General features: G+C 58.6%; 16 protein-coding genes. 5 read left to right on the top strand and 11 right to left on the bottom strand.

The genetic code is table 11. The features are described 5' to 3' along the window. Positions 1-82: 82 nt before the first annotated feature. Positions 83-820, bottom strand: coding sequence for a 3-oxoacyl-[acyl-carrier-protein] reductase (gene fabG, locus QEV83_RS14230; RefSeq protein ID WP_280128368.1), 738 nt, complete (start codon positions 818-820; stop codon positions 83-85). A 35-nt stretch (positions 821-855) separates the two neighbouring features. After that, positions 856-1809 (bottom strand): ACP S-malonyltransferase, encoded by a 954-nt coding sequence (gene fabD / locus QEV83_RS14225; protein ID WP_280128367.1) that lies wholly within the window; start codon positions 1807-1809, stop codon positions 856-858. Positions 1810-2180: 371 nt separating this feature from the next. Here fabD and QEV83_RS14220 point away from each other — a divergent pair, with 371 nt between their 5' ends. From QEV83_RS14220 to QEV83_RS14210, 3 genes are all read left to right on the top strand, one after another. Beyond that, positions 2181-2975: an outer membrane beta-barrel protein gene (locus tag QEV83_RS14220; RefSeq protein WP_280128366.1), complete on the top strand. Its 795-nt coding sequence runs from the start codon at positions 2181-2183 to the stop codon at positions 2973-2975. Positions 2976-3198: 223 nt separating this feature from the next. Continuing rightward, a complete protein-coding gene (gene gatB / locus QEV83_RS14215; RefSeq protein ID WP_280131072.1) occupies positions 3199-4686 on the top strand; it encodes an Asp-tRNA(Asn)/Glu-tRNA(Gln) amidotransferase subunit GatB in 1488 nt (495 codons plus the stop codon). 565 nt (positions 4687-5251) lie between these two features. Beyond that, on the top strand, positions 5252-5620 hold the full coding sequence (locus QEV83_RS14210; RefSeq protein ID WP_280128365.1) for a histone-like protein 2: 369 nt from the start codon (positions 5252-5254) through the stop codon (positions 5618-5620). A gap of 762 nt (positions 5621-6382) precedes the next feature. On the opposite strand, the gene QEV83_RS14205 is transcribed toward QEV83_RS14210, so the two are convergent. The 4 genes from QEV83_RS14205 to hmgA form a co-directional block, all read right to left on the bottom strand. After that, on the bottom strand, positions 6383-7804 hold the full coding sequence (locus QEV83_RS14205) for a hypothetical protein (RefSeq protein WP_280128364.1): 1422 nt from the start codon (positions 7802-7804) through the stop codon (positions 6383-6385). 167 nt (positions 7805-7971) lie between these two features. Next, entirely contained in the window at positions 7972-8616 is a 645-nt protein-coding gene (gene maiA, locus QEV83_RS14200) for a maleylacetoacetate isomerase (RefSeq protein ID WP_280128363.1), read from the bottom strand. Next, positions 8609-9634 (bottom strand): fumarylacetoacetate hydrolase family protein, encoded by a 1026-nt coding sequence (locus QEV83_RS14195; protein WP_280128362.1) that lies wholly within the window; start codon positions 9632-9634, stop codon positions 8609-8611. The genes maiA and QEV83_RS14195 overlap by 8 nt, the downstream gene beginning before the upstream one ends. A 15-nt stretch (positions 9635-9649) precedes the next feature. After that, positions 9650-10948 carry a homogentisate 1,2-dioxygenase gene (hmgA, locus tag QEV83_RS14190; protein WP_280128361.1) on the bottom strand — a complete coding sequence of 433 codons (1299 nt, stop codon included), beginning with the start codon at positions 10946-10948 and terminating at the stop codon, positions 9650-9652. A 60-nt stretch (positions 10949-11008) separates the two neighbouring features. Between hmgA and QEV83_RS14185 the strand changes: the two genes are divergently transcribed. Then, positions 11009-11404 (top strand): hypothetical protein, encoded by a 396-nt coding sequence (locus QEV83_RS14185; RefSeq protein WP_280128360.1) that lies wholly within the window; start codon positions 11009-11011, stop codon positions 11402-11404. 76 nt (positions 11405-11480) lie between these two features. Here QEV83_RS14185 and QEV83_RS14180 read toward each other — a convergent pair whose 3' ends face one another. Together QEV83_RS14180 and hppD are read right to left on the bottom strand one after the other, a co-directional pair. Beyond that, the gene (locus QEV83_RS14180; protein WP_280131071.1) at positions 11481-13115 is read right to left on the bottom strand and encodes an arylsulfatase; all 1635 of its coding nucleotides are present in this window, start codon (positions 13113-13115) and stop codon (positions 11481-11483) included. 257 nt (positions 13116-13372) lie between these two features. Then, positions 13373-14476, bottom strand: a complete 1104-nt coding sequence (gene hppD, locus QEV83_RS14175; RefSeq protein ID WP_280128359.1) for a 4-hydroxyphenylpyruvate dioxygenase — start codon at positions 14474-14476, stop codon at positions 13373-13375. Positions 14477-14603: 127 nt separating this feature from the next. On the opposite strand from hppD, the gene QEV83_RS14170 reads away from it, so the two are divergent. Beyond that, positions 14604-15086, top strand: a complete 483-nt coding sequence (locus QEV83_RS14170) for an Lrp/AsnC family transcriptional regulator (RefSeq protein ID WP_280131070.1) — start codon at positions 14604-14606, stop codon at positions 15084-15086. Here QEV83_RS14170 and QEV83_RS14165 read toward each other — a convergent pair whose 3' ends face one another. Genes QEV83_RS14165 through QEV83_RS14155 form a run of 3 tightly spaced genes read right to left on the bottom strand, consistent with a single transcriptional unit; the run spans position 15087 to position 17517 of the window. Continuing rightward, entirely contained in the window at positions 15087-15770 is a 684-nt protein-coding gene (locus tag QEV83_RS14165; protein ID WP_280128358.1) for an SDR family oxidoreductase, read from the bottom strand. Positions 15771-15794: 24 nt separating this feature from the next. Next, complete coding sequence (gene phhA / locus QEV83_RS14160) at positions 15795-16673, bottom strand: phenylalanine 4-monooxygenase (RefSeq protein WP_280128357.1); 879 nt, start codon at positions 16671-16673, stop codon at positions 15795-15797. Positions 16674-16731: 58 nt separating this feature from the next. Beyond that, positions 16732-17517, bottom strand: coding sequence for a dienelactone hydrolase family protein (locus QEV83_RS14155; RefSeq protein ID WP_280131069.1), 786 nt, complete (start codon positions 17515-17517; stop codon positions 16732-16734). Between the last annotated feature and the right edge of the window lie 57 nt (positions 17518-17574).

The following is a 17574-nucleotide window of genomic DNA, read 5'->3' as shown; positions in this document are numbered from 1 at the left end:
CCTCGCATAACGGGGTTGGTAACATACTTCAATCCGGTTGGCGAGAGCCCGCGCACGGCCCCGGAATGTTCCTGTATCCTATTTAAATCATTGCCATTCCTCCATTGATGTGGAGAGTCTGGCCAGTAACATAGGCAGCTTGCGGGCTGGCAAGATAGACCACCGCCGCCGCGATTTCGGCACCGGTTCCGAGGCGTCCCATCGGCACTGTCGCGAGGATCGCCTGTTTTTGTTTCTCATTCAAGGCATCGGTCATCGGGCTCTCGATAAAGCCTGGTGCGATGCAATTGACCGTCACGTTACGGCTCGCGACCTCGGCGGCCAGACTCTTATACATACCGATCATTCCCGCTTTCGCGGCCGCATAATTGCCCTGGCCGGCATTGCCGGTCACTCCGACGATCGAGCTGATCCCGATGATCCGCCCATGACGCTTGCGGAGCATTCCCTTCAGACACGCGCGGGAGAGACGAAAGGCAGCCGTGAGATTGACGCTCAGGACATCCTCCCATTCCTCATCCTTCATGCGCATAAAGAGATTGTCCCTCGTCACGCCGGCATTATTAACAAGAATATCGACGCTGCCCATCGCCGCCTCGGCGGCGGGGATGAGCGCCTCCGTCGCGGCTTTGTGGGCCAAATCGCAGGGGAACACATGAACGTTGGTTTCGAGTTCGGCGGCGAGTGCATCGAGCGCGTCGCGGCGGGTCCCCGACAGCCCGACGACGGCGCCGCGAAGATGCAAGGCCCGGGCGATCTCCCGTCCGAGGCCGCCGCTCGCGCCCGTGACTAGGGCTGTCTTGCCGGTAAGATCAAACATGAGACACGCAAACTCCGAATATGCGCCGCCAGGGGCTAAGCAAGGGCGCGGTAAATCTCGATGTCGGCCGGGATGCCGATTGAAACACCGCGCGCCGCGCCCGCGATTCTTTTGACAAGTCCCGACAAAACTTTCCCGGCGCCGCATTCAACGAACACCGAAATTCCTTTTTCCGCCATGAAGACCATACTTTCACGCCATCGCACGGCCCCGGTAACTTGCGCAACCAGGAGCTTGCGGATCTCGTCGGGTTCGGTGACAGGCGCCGCCAGCACATTCGAGATCAGAGGAACGCAAGGCCGTTTGATGGTAGCCCGGCTTAACGCCGCCTCCATGGCGAGAGCGGCAGGCTTCATCAGGGCGCAGTGAAAGGGCGCCGAAACCGGCAAAAGCACCGAGCGGCGCGCGCCTTGCTCCTTGGCGATCTCGATTGCGCGGTGCACCGCGGCAGTGGTTCCTGACACCACGACCTGGCCGCCGCCATTGTCATTGGCAACCTCACAAATCGCGCCTTCCCCGGTATCTTTCGCCGCCTGTTTGGCGATGGCCTCGGCGGCCTCGCACTCGACCCCGAGCAACGCCGCCATCGCGCCGGTGCCAACCGGGACGGCCGCTTGCATGGCAAGCCCGCGCACGCGAAGCAGTTTGGCGGCCTCGCCCACGCCCAAAGATCCAGCCGCCGCGAGCGCGGAATATTCGCCCAGCGAATGCCCCGCGACAAAGCTCGCGTCTCGCGAAAGATCGAGCCCCGCCTCGGCCTCCAGCACGCGAACGGCGGCAAGACTAGCGGCAAGCAACGCCGGTTGCGCGTTCGCGGTCAAGGTCAGCTCGTCCTGCGGCCCCTCGAACATAAGCAAGGACAAGTTCTGCCCGAGGGCCTCGTCGATTTCGGCCAGAACCGCACGCGCCTGCGGGAACGTCTCTGCCAAGGCCTTGCCCATGCCGATGGCCTGAGACCCCTGTCCGGGAAAAACGAAAGCCTTGAACATCCCATCCCACTTTATTTGGGCCGCATTTCCGTGAGCGCAGCGGAGTGGCATCGCAACAAACGCAAGTCAAGTGGCCGCTTGAAAATCGGACACGGACAAGGGCGCTCTGGGGCGGCGGGGCGAAGAGGGGTTTGATCGGGAAACCGCCCTATCTCACCACTTCTCTATTACCGGTCTCTATTACCGGCGTTGGAAAACCAATTGTCGGCAAACATGTGCAGCATAAATGCCACAGGCCACAAAATTGCAGCATCCTTGGCACCATTAGAGGGCTGTTGTGGCTCCCACGGTCTTGTCCGGTTCTCGCCGGATGGTAAAAGTTGACGACGATAAAGAATGGCTGAAAGCGAAACGATAGAGGGAGCGATTCCATGAAGCGGGACTTCATACAGTATCTGGCCGGTGCGGCTGCCGGCGTCCTTTTGGCCAGTACGGCGGCGAATGCGGCGGACCTGGCGCCTGTCCCGGCGCCGCTGCCGCCGCCACCTTTCGTGTGGACCGGCTTTGAACTTGGCGCGCAGGTCGGCGGCGCCGCTGGCAGGACTTCCGTTAGCCTGTTTGACACATTAAATTTTTCTGACGGCTATTCGAGCACTGGGGTCTTTGGCGGCCTTCATGTCGGGTTCAATTATCAGCTGATGGGGCCGCTCGTTGTCGGTGTGCAGGGCGAATATAATTTCGCCGGCGTCACCGGAAGCGCCTCGGCGTTCCCATTGAATTATCTGTCGACCTCCGTCCGCGAGTTCGGTTCGGCCGATGCCCGCATCGGCGTCGCCTTTGACCGCCTGCTTGTCTATGCGATTGGCGGTTTTGCCTATGGCGACATCCGCAATGCGATCAACTTCCAAGGCGCGAATTCTGTTGCTGGTCTCTTGGGCTTCCCGGTGAACCGCTTCTTCGCCGCCAATCGCTACGGCTTCGACGTCGGCGGCGGCCTTGAATATAACTTCTGGGGCAATTGGACGGCGCGCGCCGAATACCGCTACTATGATTTCGGCAGGTTGGGTTTCGCCGACGCTGGCTTCGCGGGCTTCCCGGGTGTCTTTGCGCCCGGCCTTTCGATCGCCATTCCCAACCACACATCGAGAGAGACAATGCAGACCGGCCGCCTGGGTCTGACCTATAAATTCGCCTGGCCGTCCTCGCCCGTCGTCGCCAGATACTGAGTAACGCTGCCACGGCCGCCAGACGTTAAGTTTGGCGGCTCCGTGGGCAAGCAGAAACGCCGCTACGGTTCCGTCCGTGGCGGCGTTTTCATTTGTCTGGGGGCGCGCAGCTCGCCGGCATGATGCCGCCATTATACGCCCAGCGGCTTTTTTCGGGACATGCGCCTCTGAGCGGCGGTATGATACAGTGATTGTACGGCTTGTAAGCTTTGAGAGGAATATGATGACCCCGCGCGAGAATCCCGGAAAACTGATCAAGGGCGCGACCGGCAGTTTCGAGGTTGTGATCGGAATGGAAGTTCACGCCCAAGTGACCTCGAAATCAAAACTTTTCTCGGGCGCCTCGACCGAGTTCGGCAAGGATCCGAACGCCAATGTCTCCCTCGTTGACGCCGCGATGCCAGGCATGCTCCCCGTCATTAATGAGGAATGCGTGGCGCAGGCCGTACGCACAGGGCTAGGCCTTAAAGCCAAGATCAACCTGCGCTCGGTGTTCGACAGGAAGAATTATTTCTATCCCGATCTGCCGCAGGGCTATCAGATTTCGCAATATAAAAGTCCCATCGTCGGCGAGGGCACGGTCACGGTCGATGTCTCGGCCGATGAGCAGATTGAAGTCGGGATCGAGCGATTGCATCTCGAACAGGACGCCGGCAAGTCACTGCATGATCAATCCGCGACGGACTCCTTCGTCGATCTCAATCGTTCGGGCGTCGCGCTGATGGAAATCGTGTCGAAACCTGACTTGCGCTCGGCCGACGAAGCCAGGGCTTATGTGACCAAGCTTCGCACGATCCTGCGCTATCTTGGCACCTGCGACGGCAACATGGACCAGGGGTCGCTGCGGGCGGATGTCAATGTGTCGGTGCGCCGCCCCGGCGAGCCGCTCGGCACGCGTTGCGAAATCAAGAACGTCAACTCGATCCGCTTCATCGGGCAAGCGATCGAGGCCGAAGCGCGCCGCCAGATCGCGATCATCGAGGACGGCGGCCGCATCGATCAAGAAACCCGGCTGTTCGATCCTGGGCGCGGCGAGACCCGCTCGATGCGCTCCAAGGAAGAAGCACATGACTACCGCTATTTCCCCGATCCCGATCTGCTGCCGCTCGAATTTGATCAGGCCTATGTCGACGCCCTGGCCGGCTATCTGCCAGAACTTCCCGATGAGAAGAAGGCACGTTTCGTTCGGGACTACGGTTTGCCGCCCTATGATGCCGGGGTCCTCGTCGCCGACAAGGACACGACGGATTATTTCGAAGCAGCGGTCAAGCATGGCGGAACGAAACGCGATCCAAAACTGGTTGCCAATTGGATCAATGGTGACGTCGCCGCCTTTGCAAATTCGCAAGGGCTGCCGATTCCGCTGACCCATATCAAACCGAGTCAAGTTGCCGGAATTGTCGATCTTATCAGCGAGGGCGCGATCTCGGGCAAGATCGCCAAGGATGTGCTGGCGATCCTCATCAACGAGGATAAGGACGGAGAACCCCGCGCGATCGTCGAAGCCCGCAGCCTAAAACAAGTCACGGATCAAGGCGCGATCGCGGCGGCCATCGACGCGATCATCGCCGCCAATGGCGCCAAGGCTGAACAAGCGAAGGCAAAGCCTTCAATGCTTGGATGGTTTGTCGGTCAGGTGATGAGAGAGACCGGCGGCAAGGCCAATCCGCAAACCGTCAACGACATCTTGAAGGCGAAGCTCGGGCTCTGAATCGATGTGTCGAATCAGCAAATGATTCGGGTGATTCGCGCGATGCGTGCCAATTTTCGTGCTCGCCACGCCATTTCGCACCGGATTTTTTTTCATCCAACAAATTTTTTTTTGCCCCCATTCCGTGCGTTCAATCCTCGCTCCATGCTTCACATGGAGACTGCGCTGAGGAACGCAAATCGATGCTTCAAAATTGCTCTCCTCAATCGAAAATGAACCTCGCAGCCGCATGATTGGACGTTGCACTAATCTTCGTGGCATCTCTCGATAGGGCCGCTATGCGGAGAACTCAGAAATAGAATAGAGCCTTTAAAAATAATAGGTTTTTGAATCTGCGGATGTAATTCAAAGGAGTCTCGCACTGTCCGCAAACAGGACCGCATCAGATCTTCTTCATTGCCATGTGTGCGGCCTGTCAGATCTCCCGCATGCAGTGATCATAGCAATCGAATAGCGGCTTTTTGATCCGCTTAAAGCACATCCGGAAGCATTTCTTGGACGCGATGTTGAAGCGTTATTCGAGCTTGATTGCGTTGCTTGCGAAGCAACACCTCTTGCAAGGCCGATGAACAACGCTACCCTATGCAAGCCTCAAGTCGGCATTTTGAATCAGCCGGCTAAAACAGCAGAGGGAACTTTGAACATGGTGAAGGCTACCACCAAAAAGTCAGTGAAGAAATCCGCCGCCAAGAAGAGCGCCGCGAAAAAAGGGAGCGTGAAAAAAAGCGCTCCCAAGAAAGCGGTGCGCAAGGCCGTGGCGAAGAAAAAGCCGGTAAAGAAGGCCGCCATAAAGAAGTCCGCCACCAAGAAGTCGGCGGCAAAAAAATCCTCCCGGAAAGCCGCAACAAAGAAGTCGGGTGGTAAAAAGGTGGTACGCAAACCTGCTGCCCGCAAGCCGCCAGCCCCTCCGCCTAGCCCCCCGGAGTCCTCCTAACGGCCGACGGGGAGAATGAGACGGCCGGCTGCGGCTCTCGGGCGTAATTATCGCGCGAGGGGTTTTCCTGGCGCCGCCGGTTGTCTTTCCCCGGATTGCCCTTTGTGGGTTTTGTCATGCGCCATTTGACAAGATAGTCATATTGAACTTGGAAACGAACCTGGGCTTCTTGCCGAGCAAAGCATTTGGGTTCACTTCACGAGACAGTCCTGGGCAAACTCATACCAGATTTTGTCGGTGGCAGCTCCTGATTCCTTCATCTTTTGCCATGCCAGCGCACATTCATGCATCCGGGCACGGGAGGCCGGAGGCAAATTTCGCGGCTGCGGCGGCGGGTATGGTGACGGCACCGGTGCCATACCCGGGACGGCTGGGTCTGGCAGCGCTGACGGGGATTGAACCGTTGCGGGACTCCCAATGCCCGCCGGACGTGGGGGCGGTAACGGGATGGTAAGTGACGGGTGCCGCTGAACCTCCATGTCAAGCGCCAACACCGGCTGTAACGTTATTGGCCCAGCGGCCAATATCGCAAGCAGTGCCGCACGATTGCAGGTTAGGCGCATGCCCTGGACCAGACCCAAGGGCCGCCCCATGCTTGCGTCTGTGATCATATTCACGAATTTCGTCCCCCGGAGCAGTCGGCTCAACCCCTGGCTTTTAGGACCTACGAGGTAAACCAGGACTGGACCTCCTATCTTGCCCTTTAAGCCATCATGGCCGCAAAACCGCTATGTGAGCGGCAGGATCAAATGCCACGGCCGGTTAGTTGTTCCGGGCCCGGAGATGGCCGCCGATATTGCCCCTAAAGCGCAATTTCGCAGCAGGATTGATCGAAATGAGACTTGTAAGCATTCCCAACGCCGCGCCATTAATCACGCCGATGTCAGGGGTCGTCCCCACAAGCGCCCCCATCGCATAGGAAGGAAGCAAGCCGAACTTCAACCCCCATGCCATCTCGCGCGTTCGCGCATCGGCAGACCGGCAAGGCAGGATGTATAGGCGCAAAATGAACCAGCCTAGAAACCCCGCTCCAATCACACCCGTGCTGCTCAATATGGCAACAAACCAATTCGATGTCCGCACCGACCCTATGCCAACCCCGAGCCCATATGTCGAGAAAAAGGCGTTCAGCGCGAGTCTCGACCACATGGTCCGCTCAACATAGGAATCAGTCTGGCTTTTTTTGAAGATGATCTCGTCAATCATCGCGTAGACTGGGTCCATCATACTGGGAACAAGCGCTAGGATGGCAAGAACGGCGAGCCCGGCGCAAACGGCAATAAAAGCCTCCCATTTGAGCCCTTCTCGCCCCGGCACATCGGCTGACAAAGCGCGCCGCATCCAGTTCGCAGCGAACAGCAAGGAGAACACCACGAGGCCGACATAAGCCGCCGAAGACGTCGAGAGAACCGCCATTCCCAGAAGACCCAGACTTGTCAGGGGCACAAGATAGTTGCGCAACACTGCGCGCTCGTAACACGGCCGCAAGAAAACAAGGTTCGCCGCCGCCCCAACGCACATTGTCCCATAGGATGAGGCTTCCGGCGTCAGGCCCACCACCCGCTTCGAACCCAACACTTCGGCTTTGCTGAGAATGGAATAGGCGTTACGGAATGGTTCCAATAAGGAGTCAAGACCGGCCGCCGCAAAAGTCATATCGACAAGTCCTGTGGCGATCAGAACGACCCCCGCAACCCATAAGGCCTGGATGTAATGCTGCCGGAAATTCGCCCGTTCGCCATAGATAGCGAAAGCGAGGGCAGTGCCAACCGACAGAGTCATATAAACGGATTGATTGAAGTTTGCCATCGCCGGATGCAACAGGCTCGTCCCGAGATATTCCGGGTTCATCTCGACGATTTCCATCATATTGGCGAAGAGCCGGGGCATCACATAGGCAGAAAATAGGCCATAAAGAAGAAAAGCAAAAAGGAACCCAAGTTTGGCGGGATCGATTGCCGCATCGAATGCGCGAGGGATCTGACCCTTGGCAAGGAGCAATTTGCAAACGAGCAGGACTCCGCAAGCCGCTTGGGGCAAGATATTCGCCCCGCCCGCATCGCCAAGCAAGGAGAGTGACGCAAATGGACCTAACCCAAAAAAGAGGTAAAGCAAAAAATACGGACTGCGCTGCAGCAATCCAAGAAACATTAAAGCCAACGCAACGACGGCCGGCCAAGTCATCCTCGAACCCCAACAAACCAGGCACCGTGATTCGCGGCGATGATTTTCATCAATTCAGCTCTCCTAGGACTGTAACCTCCCTTGTTTAGCAGGGCATCGGCGCAAAGCCAACGTTTGCAACAACGCCAGAATGTGTTCCGCTGCGTCGCAGCTTCACAGGAAGCAGATTAAGGCGCATCAGCCTGGGCCTCGGGCGCCGCCGCCATGAAAGCAGGCAAATTGCGTGCCGCCGCGTCGGCCGAGACGATGCAAGGATAAAGTGTCAAATCGAACCCCATTCGGCGCGCGTTATAAACCTGGGGCACAAGACAAATGTCGGCCAAGCTGATCCTGTCTCCGATCGCATGCCGGCCGGCCGCCTTGGCAAGCCGCGCTTCGATGGCGGCGAAGCCTGCCGCGATCCAGTGCTGGTTCCAGGCGGCTCTGGCGCCGGCGTCAGCGCCATAATCCGCGGTGAGCTTTTCCAGCACTCTGAGATTGCCGACCGGATGAATGTCGCAAGCGATCGTATAGACGATCTCGCGGCAGATCGCCTTCAGGCGCACATCCTCCGGCAAAAGCGGCGGATCGGGAAATTTTTCATTCAGATATTCGATGATGGCAAGCGACTGGGCGAGAGTGAACCCATCCGGCTCGCGCCACAGCGGAACGAGGCCCGCCGGATTGAGCATACGATAATCCGCGCCCTTCTGCTCAGCTGCTTGCAGGTGCACCGGGATCTGCCGCGTGGTGATCCTCTTTAGATTGAGCGCGATACGCACCCGGTAGGCGGCGCTCGATCGCCAATAGCCGAAAAGGCACGGCTCAGGCAACGGGTCTTCCATAAGCTTCCACCGTCTGTTCGATGGCGCCAAAGACGGAGTGGCCGCCGGCATTTTTTATCTCGATGCGGACCGTATCGCCGAAGCGTAAAAATTCAGTCGCGGGCGCACCGCCCGTCATGGCCTCGACCATCCGCGCTTCGGCAAGGCAGGAATATCCGTCGCCTCCAGCACTGACCGGGCGGGCCGGGCTTCCATCCGCCTCACTGTTGGAAACGGTGCCGGATCCAATGATGGTGCCCGCACCCAAAGGCCTGGTCCTTGCCGCATGGGCAATGAGGGCTGGAAAATCAAAATTCATTCCGGCGCCCGCATCCGGCCGGCCGAAAAGCACGCCGTTGCGGCTGACGAGCAAGGGAAGATGCAGGCGTCCGCCATCCCACGCGATGCCGAGTTCATCGGGCGTGACAGCGACCGGCGAAAAAGCCGACGAAGGTTTCGACTGGAAGAATCCAAAACCCTTGGCGAGTTCTGCCGGAATGAGGTTGCGCAACGAGACATCGTTGACGATAACAACGAGGACAATGGACGCGGCGGCCTCGGTTCTGTCCGCGCCCATCGGAACATCCTTGACGATGACCGCGACTTCGCCTTCAAAATCAATTCCGAAATTTTCGTCCGGCATACGGATGGGGGCGCGGGGCGCCAAAAAAGCATCCGATCCGCCTTGATACAGCAAGGGATCGGTGAAAAATTCCGGCGGCATCGCGGCGCCGCGTGCCTTGCGCACCAGTTCCACGTGACTCAAATAGGCGGAGCCGTCGATCCATTGAAACGCGCGGGGAAGCGGCGAAAGCGCCTCATGCTCGCGGAACCGCTCGCGCGGCACCGAACCTGCTTCAAGTGAGATCGCGAGTGTTTCGAGCCTAGGGGCGAGGCGCGTCCAATCATCGAGCGCCTCCTGAAGAGTCTTGGCGATTCCGCCCGCATCCGTGGCGTAGGCGAGGTCGCGAGAAACCACGGCAAGCCGCCCGTCGCGGGTGCCGTTGGCAAGTGTCGCGAGTTTCATGAGGACGCCGCCTCGTCACCGGCGATTTGGATCAAAATGCTTTTCCAAACCGCTCCAGCAATCGGCATAATCGCTTTGAAGTTCCGGGAGCTTGGCCGCATATTCCGTCACCTGTTGGGGATAGCGCGTCTCGAACATGAAGGCGAGGGTGTTTTCAAGCCTTTCGGGTTTCAGCTCAACGGTGCTCGCCCGGTCGAAGGCTTGTGTGTCCGGACCATGCGGCAGCATGCAATTGTGGAGCGAAATCCCGCCCGGCGCAAAGCCTTTCGCCTTGGCATCATATTGGCCGAAAATCAGCCCCATGAACTCGCTCATAATGTTCATGTGAAACCACGGCGGCCGGAACGAATGTTCGGCGACGAGCCAGCGTTCGGGAAAAATCACGAAATCGACATTTGCGGTGCCCGCCTCCCCGGACGGCGCGGTCAGCACCGTGTAAATGGACGGGTCCGGGTGATCGAACAAAATCGCACCAACCGGAGAGAAGGTGCGCAAATCATATTTGTAAGGCGCGTAATTGCCATGCCAAGCGACGACATCGAGCGGCGAATGCCCAATCTCGGCGACATGGAAGCCGCCGCACCATTTGACGGTCAGGCGGCACGCCGTTTCCTTATCTTCGTAACGCGCCACCGGCGTTTTGAAATCCCGTGGATTGGCGAGACAATTGGCGCCGATCGGCCCGCGCCCCGGCAAGGTGAACTTCGCGCCATAATTCTCGCACACATAGCCGCGCGCGGGACCATCTTGCAACCCGGCCTTGAATTTCATGCCGCGCGGGATCACCGCGATATCGCCAGGCGTGACGATGAGTTGGCCAAGCTCTGTCGCAATGTCGAGGCCGCCCGTTTGCGGAACGATCAAGAGTTCGCCGTCGGCATTGAAAAAATAATCATCGTCCATGTTTTCCGTGACGAAAAAGACATGCGCCGCCATGCCGGTCTGGGTGCGGACATCGCCCGCCGTCGTGATGGTCCGCATGCCGCTGACGAAAGTCAGCGGCGCGTCTGGAATGGGCAAAGGGTCCCAACGCAATTGGCCCAGCGCCAGGCGGTGCGCGGCGATATGCGGCGCGGTTTTCCAATAGGGAACATCGATGCTGGTAAAGTGGCTCGCATGCCGGACCGAAGGGCGCATGCGGTAGAGCCAGGAGCGCTCATTGGCGCCGCGCGGCGCGGTGAAGGGCGTACCTGACAATTGCTCGGCATAAAGCCCATAGGGACAGCGCTGCGGCGAGTTTTGCCCTTGCGGTAAGGCGCCCGGCAACGCCTCGGTCTCGAAATCATTGCCGAAGCCAGGCATGTATTGTGTCATGGGTGAAACTCTTTGGATCGCCTCCCCATATATAGGGCGTCACCCATCGAGGAGGATAATGTGGCTGATAGGAAACTCATCATTCTCGTGGTTCTCCTGATCGTGTTGAGCTTGGGCCACGACATCGATCATATTTTTAGGGGCGACATTCGCTGGCACCTCTTGCCCGTTCTACTCCTCTTTGCAAAAGATGTGTTTCTTGGTCTTGGGCTTTGTTTCTATCTACGGAACAAGATTGGACCGCTGTTCTGGGCGGTCACTGCGGGCTTAGGCGCGGCATTAGGCTGGCTCGCGCATTTCAGCCCCTTCACGGACCAGACCCCGCAATATATTTTTCGCGCCTATGCGACGCCCGCTGCAGGAGTGCTCGCGGTGGCTTTGCTCGCCGCGCTCATGCTTACGCTGATCGTCACCGCGATCTATGCGAAGTATCTCTGGGCGAGAGGGTCACGTTAGCCCTCAAAAGGCGCGGTCGCACCCCAAACTCAAGGCGAGCGCCCTCTTGGACCGCCCGCCGCCGTAATAGCTCGACCTATTGCCCTTCGCGGGCCCTGATGGCCTCCTCGACCTTTTCCTTGACGGCTTGGATGTTGAAGCTCGCCGGCGCCTGCATCGGCGGAAAATCGATGGCCGTCTGTGCGAGTTCCCCCACATATTTCTGCACGAGAACGAAGCGCCAGAATTCGCGCGCCATGAAGTCGTTCATGTAACCGCCGCCGAGATTGTTCAAGTTTTCGCCGTGGATCGACGGCGTCCGCTCGAAGGGATCTTGGCGAATGTTGATGATCGTCGGCATGTCCGTCGTGACCTTTTCTCCCGGCCACCCATAGGGCTGCTGAAAGAATTGGAATTTGAAGTCGTCGAGCCGCAGCGCGCCAAGATGCGGGCCGCCGAAGTAAAAAAGCTCGTGGCGTGCGGATGGCCCTTTGCCCAACAGAACGTCCAACTGATTGTAGCCGTCGAGATGGTTTTTATAGGTCCGGCCCTCCAGCTCTACGCCCTGCAAAAGCTCGTCCTTGATGTCGGGCTTGCCGGCGGTGGCGGCGAGTGTCGGCAACCAATCGAGTCCGGAGAAGATTCCATTTTCGACAGACCTTGGCTTGACCTTGCCCGGCCAACGGATAATGCACGGAACACGGAAGCCGCCTTCATAAATGGTGCCCTTCGTGGCCCTGAACGGCGTCATCCCACCGTCCGGCCAGGTGAACACTTCGGCCCCATTGTCGGTGGTGAAGATGACGATGGTATTGTCAGCCTCGCCCATATCCTGGACATGCTTCAGCAATTGGCCGACGCTGTCGTCCATCTGCGCCATGCCGGCTTCTTCGAGACCGTAATTGTTCTTCGCATTCATCATCGCCTGATATTTCGGCGGAAGGTAGGTGAAGACATGCATGCGCGTCGTATTGTGCCAGACGAAAAAAGGTTTTCCAGCCTTTTTCGCTTTGTCCATGAAGGCGCTCGACGACTTGACGAGCACATCGTCAAAGGTCTCCATATCATATTTCGCTTTTCGGCCTTGCTGCCAGCCCTGCATATCCTTCATATTCGGAAACGGTGCCAGCGGTCCTTCATCGATGATTTTTTGCTTGCCGATCTTGCCCCAGCGCGGCTGCTCGGCCGGATCGGCGGTGTCGGTCGCAAAGCTATGCACCAAATTGCGAGGGCCCGTCTTGTCGATCCAATCTTGCGGATAATCGTACCAATAGGGATCCGACATGGCGTCGAGGTGATAAAGGTAGCCAAAGAACTCATCGAAGCCATGCACGGTCGGCAAAAATTTGTTGAGGTCGCCGAGGTGATTCTTGCCAAACTGGCCGGTCGCATAGCCTTGCGCCTTCAGCACAGTGGCAAGCGTCACGGCCTCGTCCGGTAAGCCGATATCAGCCCCCGCCTGACCAACCGTGGTGAGACCCGTGCGGATGGGCAGTTCGCCGGTGATGAAATTCGCCCGGCCTGCCGTGCAGCTCGCCTCGGCGTAATAGTCGGTAAACAGCATGCCTTCATCGGCGAGTTTGTCGAGATTCGGCGTCTTGCCGGACATGATACCTCGATGATAGGCACCAATGTTGAACCAGCCGACGTCATCGCCCATGATAACAAGAATATTGGGTTTCCTGGCAGGCGTCTGCGCGAGCGCCGCCCCGGAAGACTCTGGCGAAGTCATAAAAAGAATTGAGGCGACGACACCGCCGAGCAGGCTTCGAAAAATGGGTCCTCTCGGCGCATGCGACAGTGCGTTAGAGTTCTCCGATTCGTGCATTTTTCGCCTCCCTTGGTATACTGCGGCGCATCAAAAATTGCCAGCTTGGCATGCCCTCATGAGACAAAGAGGGTAGCACGTTTTAAACCTCCGTCTACTTCAAGGCGCTTGATCAATTTTTTCGAGGACGCCCACAAATTTTTCTTGCCGCGCACGAACTTTCAGGCATGCAGCACGCCGCGTTCGATCTGGTCGGCTTCGATCGACTCGAACAGCGCCTTGAAATTACCTTCGCCAAAGCCCTCATCACCTTTGCGTTCGATGAACTCGAAAAAAATCGGGCCGATCACCGTCTTCGAGAAGATCTGCAACAGAAGCTTCGGCTTGCCGCCTTCAACGACTTCGCCGTCGATCAAAAGCCCGCTCTCCCGCAAAGCCTCCACCGGCTCGCCATGACCAGGAAGCCGCGTGGCGATCCGTTTGTAATAGGTTTCGGGAGGCGGCGGCATGAAAGCAAGGCCCCGCCCCGCCAACCGCTTCACGCTGGCATAAATGTCCTTACTGCCGCACGCGATATGCTGAATGCCCTCGCCCTTATATTGGTGCAGAAATTCCTCGATCTGGCTTTTGTCGTCGGCGGATTCATTCAACGGAATCCGGATTTTTCCGCAAGGGCTCGTCAGCGCCCGCGACGTCAGGCCAGTAAATTTTCCGGAGATGTCGAAATAGCGAATTTGACGGAAGTTGAAGAGATTTTGGTAAAATTGATACCAGCGGTCCATCGCGCCGCGAAACACATTGTTGGTCAGATGATCGATGTAAAAGAGGCCGCACCCAACCGGCGCCGGATCGCACTCGCCAATCCAATCGAATTCGGCATCATAGGGCGAGCCCTTGGCGCCATAGGTATCGATGAAATAAATCAGGCTGCCGCCGATCCCCAGGATTGCGGGCGCATCGATGGTCTTGGCCCCCGTCTCGCCGTTGTAGGGCTGCGCGCCGCGTTCCAGCGCATGGGTGTAGGCGTGCTTGGCATCGACGACGCGCCAGGCCATCGCTGGCGCACAAGGGCCATGACGCTCGACAAATCTTCCGCCAAAACTGCTGGGGTCCGCGTTGAGGATGTAATTGACGCTCCCCTGCCGGTAGAGATCGATGGCGCGGGTCTTGTGGCGCGCGACACGCTCGAAACCCATCTTCTCAAACAGCGTCTTGAGCGCACCGGGATCGGCGGCGGCGAATTCCACGAACTCAAACCCATCCGTGCCGGCTGGGTTTTCGGCACTGATCTTGGCAGGCGGCGCGTCGTGCGGAAACGGACCCATCGGCTCTATCCTCTGCTGCTGCGAGCATCATAAAAATAGCGCGAAAACCGCGAGATGGGCGTGTATAATGGGCCGGTTTCCGGGTAAGGATGCACGGATCGTGTAGGAAATGCCGAATTCACAAGAGATGGATGCACTCGACCAATTCGATCTCAAGCTGCTTGCCGCGCTCGAGGCCGATGGCCGTCTCACCAATGCCGAGCTTGCCGAAAAGGTCGGGCTTTCCGCCTCGCAATGTTCCCGCCGCCGGATAAGGCTCGAGGAAACCGGGATCATCGAAGGCTATGCCGCGCGGCTCAACGCCGGCCGCCTCGGCATTGATCTCCTCGCTCTCGTCCAAGTCAGCATGTCTCCGCATTCCAAGGAGAATGCGAAAAAGTTCAGCGACTTCGTCAAGACGGTCGAGGAAATCCAAGAGGCCTATGCGCTGACCGGGGATTCTGATTATTTGCTGAAAGTGCTGGTGCCGGACTTAAAAAGCCTGTCGCGGATCATCAATGATTTGATCCTGCCGCATGCGAGCGTCTCGCATGTCAAATCCTCGATCGTTTTGACGACGCTCAAGGACACCCACCGGCTGCCGCTCACCGCCGCCAAAGCGCGCGGATGATCACGTCCGCCCGGCAATCAAAATCTCGGCGCCGGTGATCGCTTTGGCATCACCAGACAACAGGAACAATATGGTTTTGGCAATGTCTTCCGGCTTCACCCAGCGGGAAAAATCGGCCTTGGGCATATCCGCGCGGTTACGGGGGGTGTCTATAATCGTCGGCAGCACCGCGTTGACGCGAACGCCCGCGAGTTTCTCCTCCTCGGCGAGGCTTTCGGTCAGCCGCAGTACACCGGCCTTGGAGGCGGCATAGGCGCCCATCCCGGATCCAGCCTTCTTGGCCGGCGCCGATCCCACATTGACGATGGCGCCCTGCGAGGCGCGCAGATAGGGCAGTGCCGCCTTGGTTGCCGTCACAGCGGTCAAGAGATTCATTTTGAATTGGTCTGTCCAGCCGGAAAGGTCGCCTTCGGCCAGGGTCTGCCAGCGGAAGCCGCCCGCGATATTGGCGAGCCCATCGATCTTGCCGAAGCGTGCCACCACCGCTTCGAACGCCTTCGTGACCGCCGCAAAATCCGTGAGATCGACGCCGCCGAGCACCAGCAGCCGGTCTTGTTTAGCAAGCTTGCTCGTCTCTTCCCGGCCGGGGAGAGCCACATAGGCTCCGGCCGCGAGCGCGGCTTCCGCGACCGCATAGCCAAGCACACCAGACCCGCCGGTAACGACCACAATTTTATCGCGCATGAATTGTCCTTTTCCGGCCAGAGGCTACGCCGCGCCGTGCAGACGGCCGCCGCTCCTCGCGTAGTCCTGAGTCCCTCGCGTAAAAACCTTATCGCCTGGTTCGATCGCCGCAATCGGAATGTCGGGCATATACGAAATTTTGGTGTAGAGGGGACCGAAATCCGTCCCTATGGTCACATCGAGCAAATGTTGAAGCGAGGGAATGACGAAATAGACCTGCTGGAAGTCGTCGATCCGGTAGAGCGTGCGCATCACCCGCTCCAGATCGAAGCCGAGCCGGTTCGGCGACTCGGAGGCCAGCGCGAAGATCGTTTCGGTTCGCGACGAGACGATCCCCGCGCCATAAATGCGCAAACCTTCGGACGTTTCCAACAGCCCGAACTCGACCGTGTACCAATAGAGCCTGGCAAGATTGGCAAGACTGCCCAGCGAGAGCGCGCGAAGCCCACCTTTTCCATAGGCTTGCATGTAATCGGCAAAGACCGGATCGGTCAGCATCGGCACATGGCCGAAGACATCATGAAAGATGTCCGGCTCCTGCAGATAATCGAGTTCATCGGCGCCGCGAATGAAATTGCCGGCCGGAAACCGTCGGTTGGCGAGATGTTCGAAAAATACCGCATCGGGGACAAGACCTGGCACCGCCACGACCCGCCATCCGGTGAGTTCAAAAAGCTTTTCGTTCAATTGCGCGAAATCGGGAATACCCTGGCCGTGCAAGTCAAGCGCCTCGAGGCCATGCAGGAAAGCATCGCAGGCGCGCCCCGGCAATATCTCGGCCTGCCGCTCATAAAGCGTCGTCCAGGTCCGATGTTCGGCCTCGCTGTATCGCGCAAACCCTTGCGGAATGGTCCAATCGGGATTTGCACCTTTGGGAAGAACTGTTCGTTCAACAACTCCCATCGCCGTTGTCCTGTTACGGGTTCCATCTTGGATAATATGGTGACACCTCGCCGATCCGTCAGTCCAAGACGCCGTATTTCACGAACCAGTCCTGCATCTGCCGCCACGCATCTTGCGCCGCATCGGCGCGATAGCTTTGCCGGTAGTCGGCAAAGAAGCCATGGCCCGCGCCTGGGTAAACTTTGAATTTCGCGGTTTTCCCGGCGGCTTCCAGCTTCTTTTTCATGGCCTCGACCTGATCTGGCGTAATCCCGGTATACTCTTCGCCATAAAGGCCCAGCACCGGCGCCGTCACTTCGTCTGCAAGCTCGAAAGCATTTTTCGGCATCGCCGCGCTTGGCGCGTCCGTGAGGCTGCCATAAAACGCGACACCCGCCTTGAGCCCGGCATTGTGGGTGGCGTAAAGCCACACGGTCCGGCCGCCCCGGCAAAAGCCGATGATGCCAAGCCGGTCCGTATCGCCGCCTTGCGATTTCGCCCAGGCAACCGTCGCGTCGAGATCGGCAAACAGTTCTTGATCGGGTTTTCTGGCGGTGAGTGGCATGACTTGCGCCGGTTCGGAAATTTTTGCGAGATCGCCGAGGCGGAAATACGTATCCGGCGCCACCGCGAAGGCGCCGAGCTTGGCGAGTCGCCGCGTCACATCCTTAATATGTTCATGCAGGCCGAAGACCTCCATGGCGACGAGAATGACCGGCGGTTTCGTTGCCGCCCCCGGCCGCGCGAAATAGAGGGGCATTTCACCGCCCGGCACCTTCACCGCCGCCATGCCAGCGGAGAGCCCTTCCGTGCCCGTCTTGATGGCGGCGGCGCGAACGGGGCCAGCCGCAAGCGTATAGCCCATGGCGGCGGCGGCCTGCGTCAGGCACGCGCGGCGCGACACGCCTTCTTGCGTCGATGC

This window comes from Methylocapsa sp. D3K7 (assembly GCF_029855125.1).
Lineage (GTDB): Bacteria > Pseudomonadota > Alphaproteobacteria > Rhizobiales > Beijerinckiaceae > Methylocapsa.
Note: the sequence above shows the minus strand (reverse complement) of the source record. Positions and strands in the feature narration are given on the sequence as shown.

Excerpts from the sequence above, each read along its gene's own strand:
- QEV83_RS14205 (WP_280128364.1), bottom strand. The coding sequence starts at position 7,804 with ATGACTTGGCCGGCCGTCGTTGCGTTGGCTTTAATGTTTCTTGGATTG.
- QEV83_RS14220 (WP_280128366.1), top strand. The coding sequence starts at position 2,181 with ATGAAGCGGGACTTCATACAGTATCTGGCCGGTGCGGCTGCCGGCGTC.
- fabG (WP_280128368.1), bottom strand. The coding sequence starts at position 820 with ATGTTTGATCTTACCGGCAAGACAGCCCTAGTCACGGGCGCGAGCGGC.
- fabD (WP_280128367.1), bottom strand. The coding sequence starts at position 1,809 with ATGTTCAAGGCTTTCGTTTTTCCCGGACAGGGGTCTCAGGCCATCGGC.
- QEV83_RS14195 (WP_280128362.1), bottom strand. The coding sequence starts at position 9,634 with ATGAAACTCGCGACACTTGCCAACGGCACCCGCGACGGGCGGCTTGCC.
- hppD (WP_280128359.1), bottom strand. The coding sequence starts at position 14,476 with ATGGGTCCGTTTCCGCACGACGCGCCGCCTGCCAAGATCAGTGCCGAA.
- QEV83_RS14210 (WP_280128365.1), top strand. The coding sequence starts at position 5,252 with ATGAACAACGCTACCCTATGCAAGCCTCAAGTCGGCATTTTGAATCAG.
- hmgA (WP_280128361.1), bottom strand. The coding sequence starts at position 10,948 with ATGACACAATACATGCCTGGCTTCGGCAATGATTTCGAGACCGAGGCG.
- gatB (WP_280131072.1), top strand. The coding sequence starts at position 3,199 with ATGACCCCGCGCGAGAATCCCGGAAAACTGATCAAGGGCGCGACCGGC.
- QEV83_RS14155 (WP_280131069.1), bottom strand. The coding sequence starts at position 17,517 with ATGGGCTATACGCTTGCGGCTGGCCCCGTTCGCGCCGCCGCCATCAAG.
- QEV83_RS14180 (WP_280131071.1), bottom strand. The coding sequence starts at position 13,115 with ATGACTTCGCCAGAGTCTTCCGGGGCGGCGCTCGCGCAGACGCCTGCC.
- phhA (WP_280128357.1), bottom strand. The coding sequence starts at position 16,673 with ATGGGAGTTGTTGAACGAACAGTTCTTCCCAAAGGTGCAAATCCCGAT.
- QEV83_RS14165 (WP_280128358.1), bottom strand. The coding sequence starts at position 15,770 with ATGCGCGATAAAATTGTGGTCGTTACCGGCGGGTCTGGTGTGCTTGGC.
- QEV83_RS14170 (WP_280131070.1), top strand. The coding sequence starts at position 14,604 with ATGGATGCACTCGACCAATTCGATCTCAAGCTGCTTGCCGCGCTCGAG.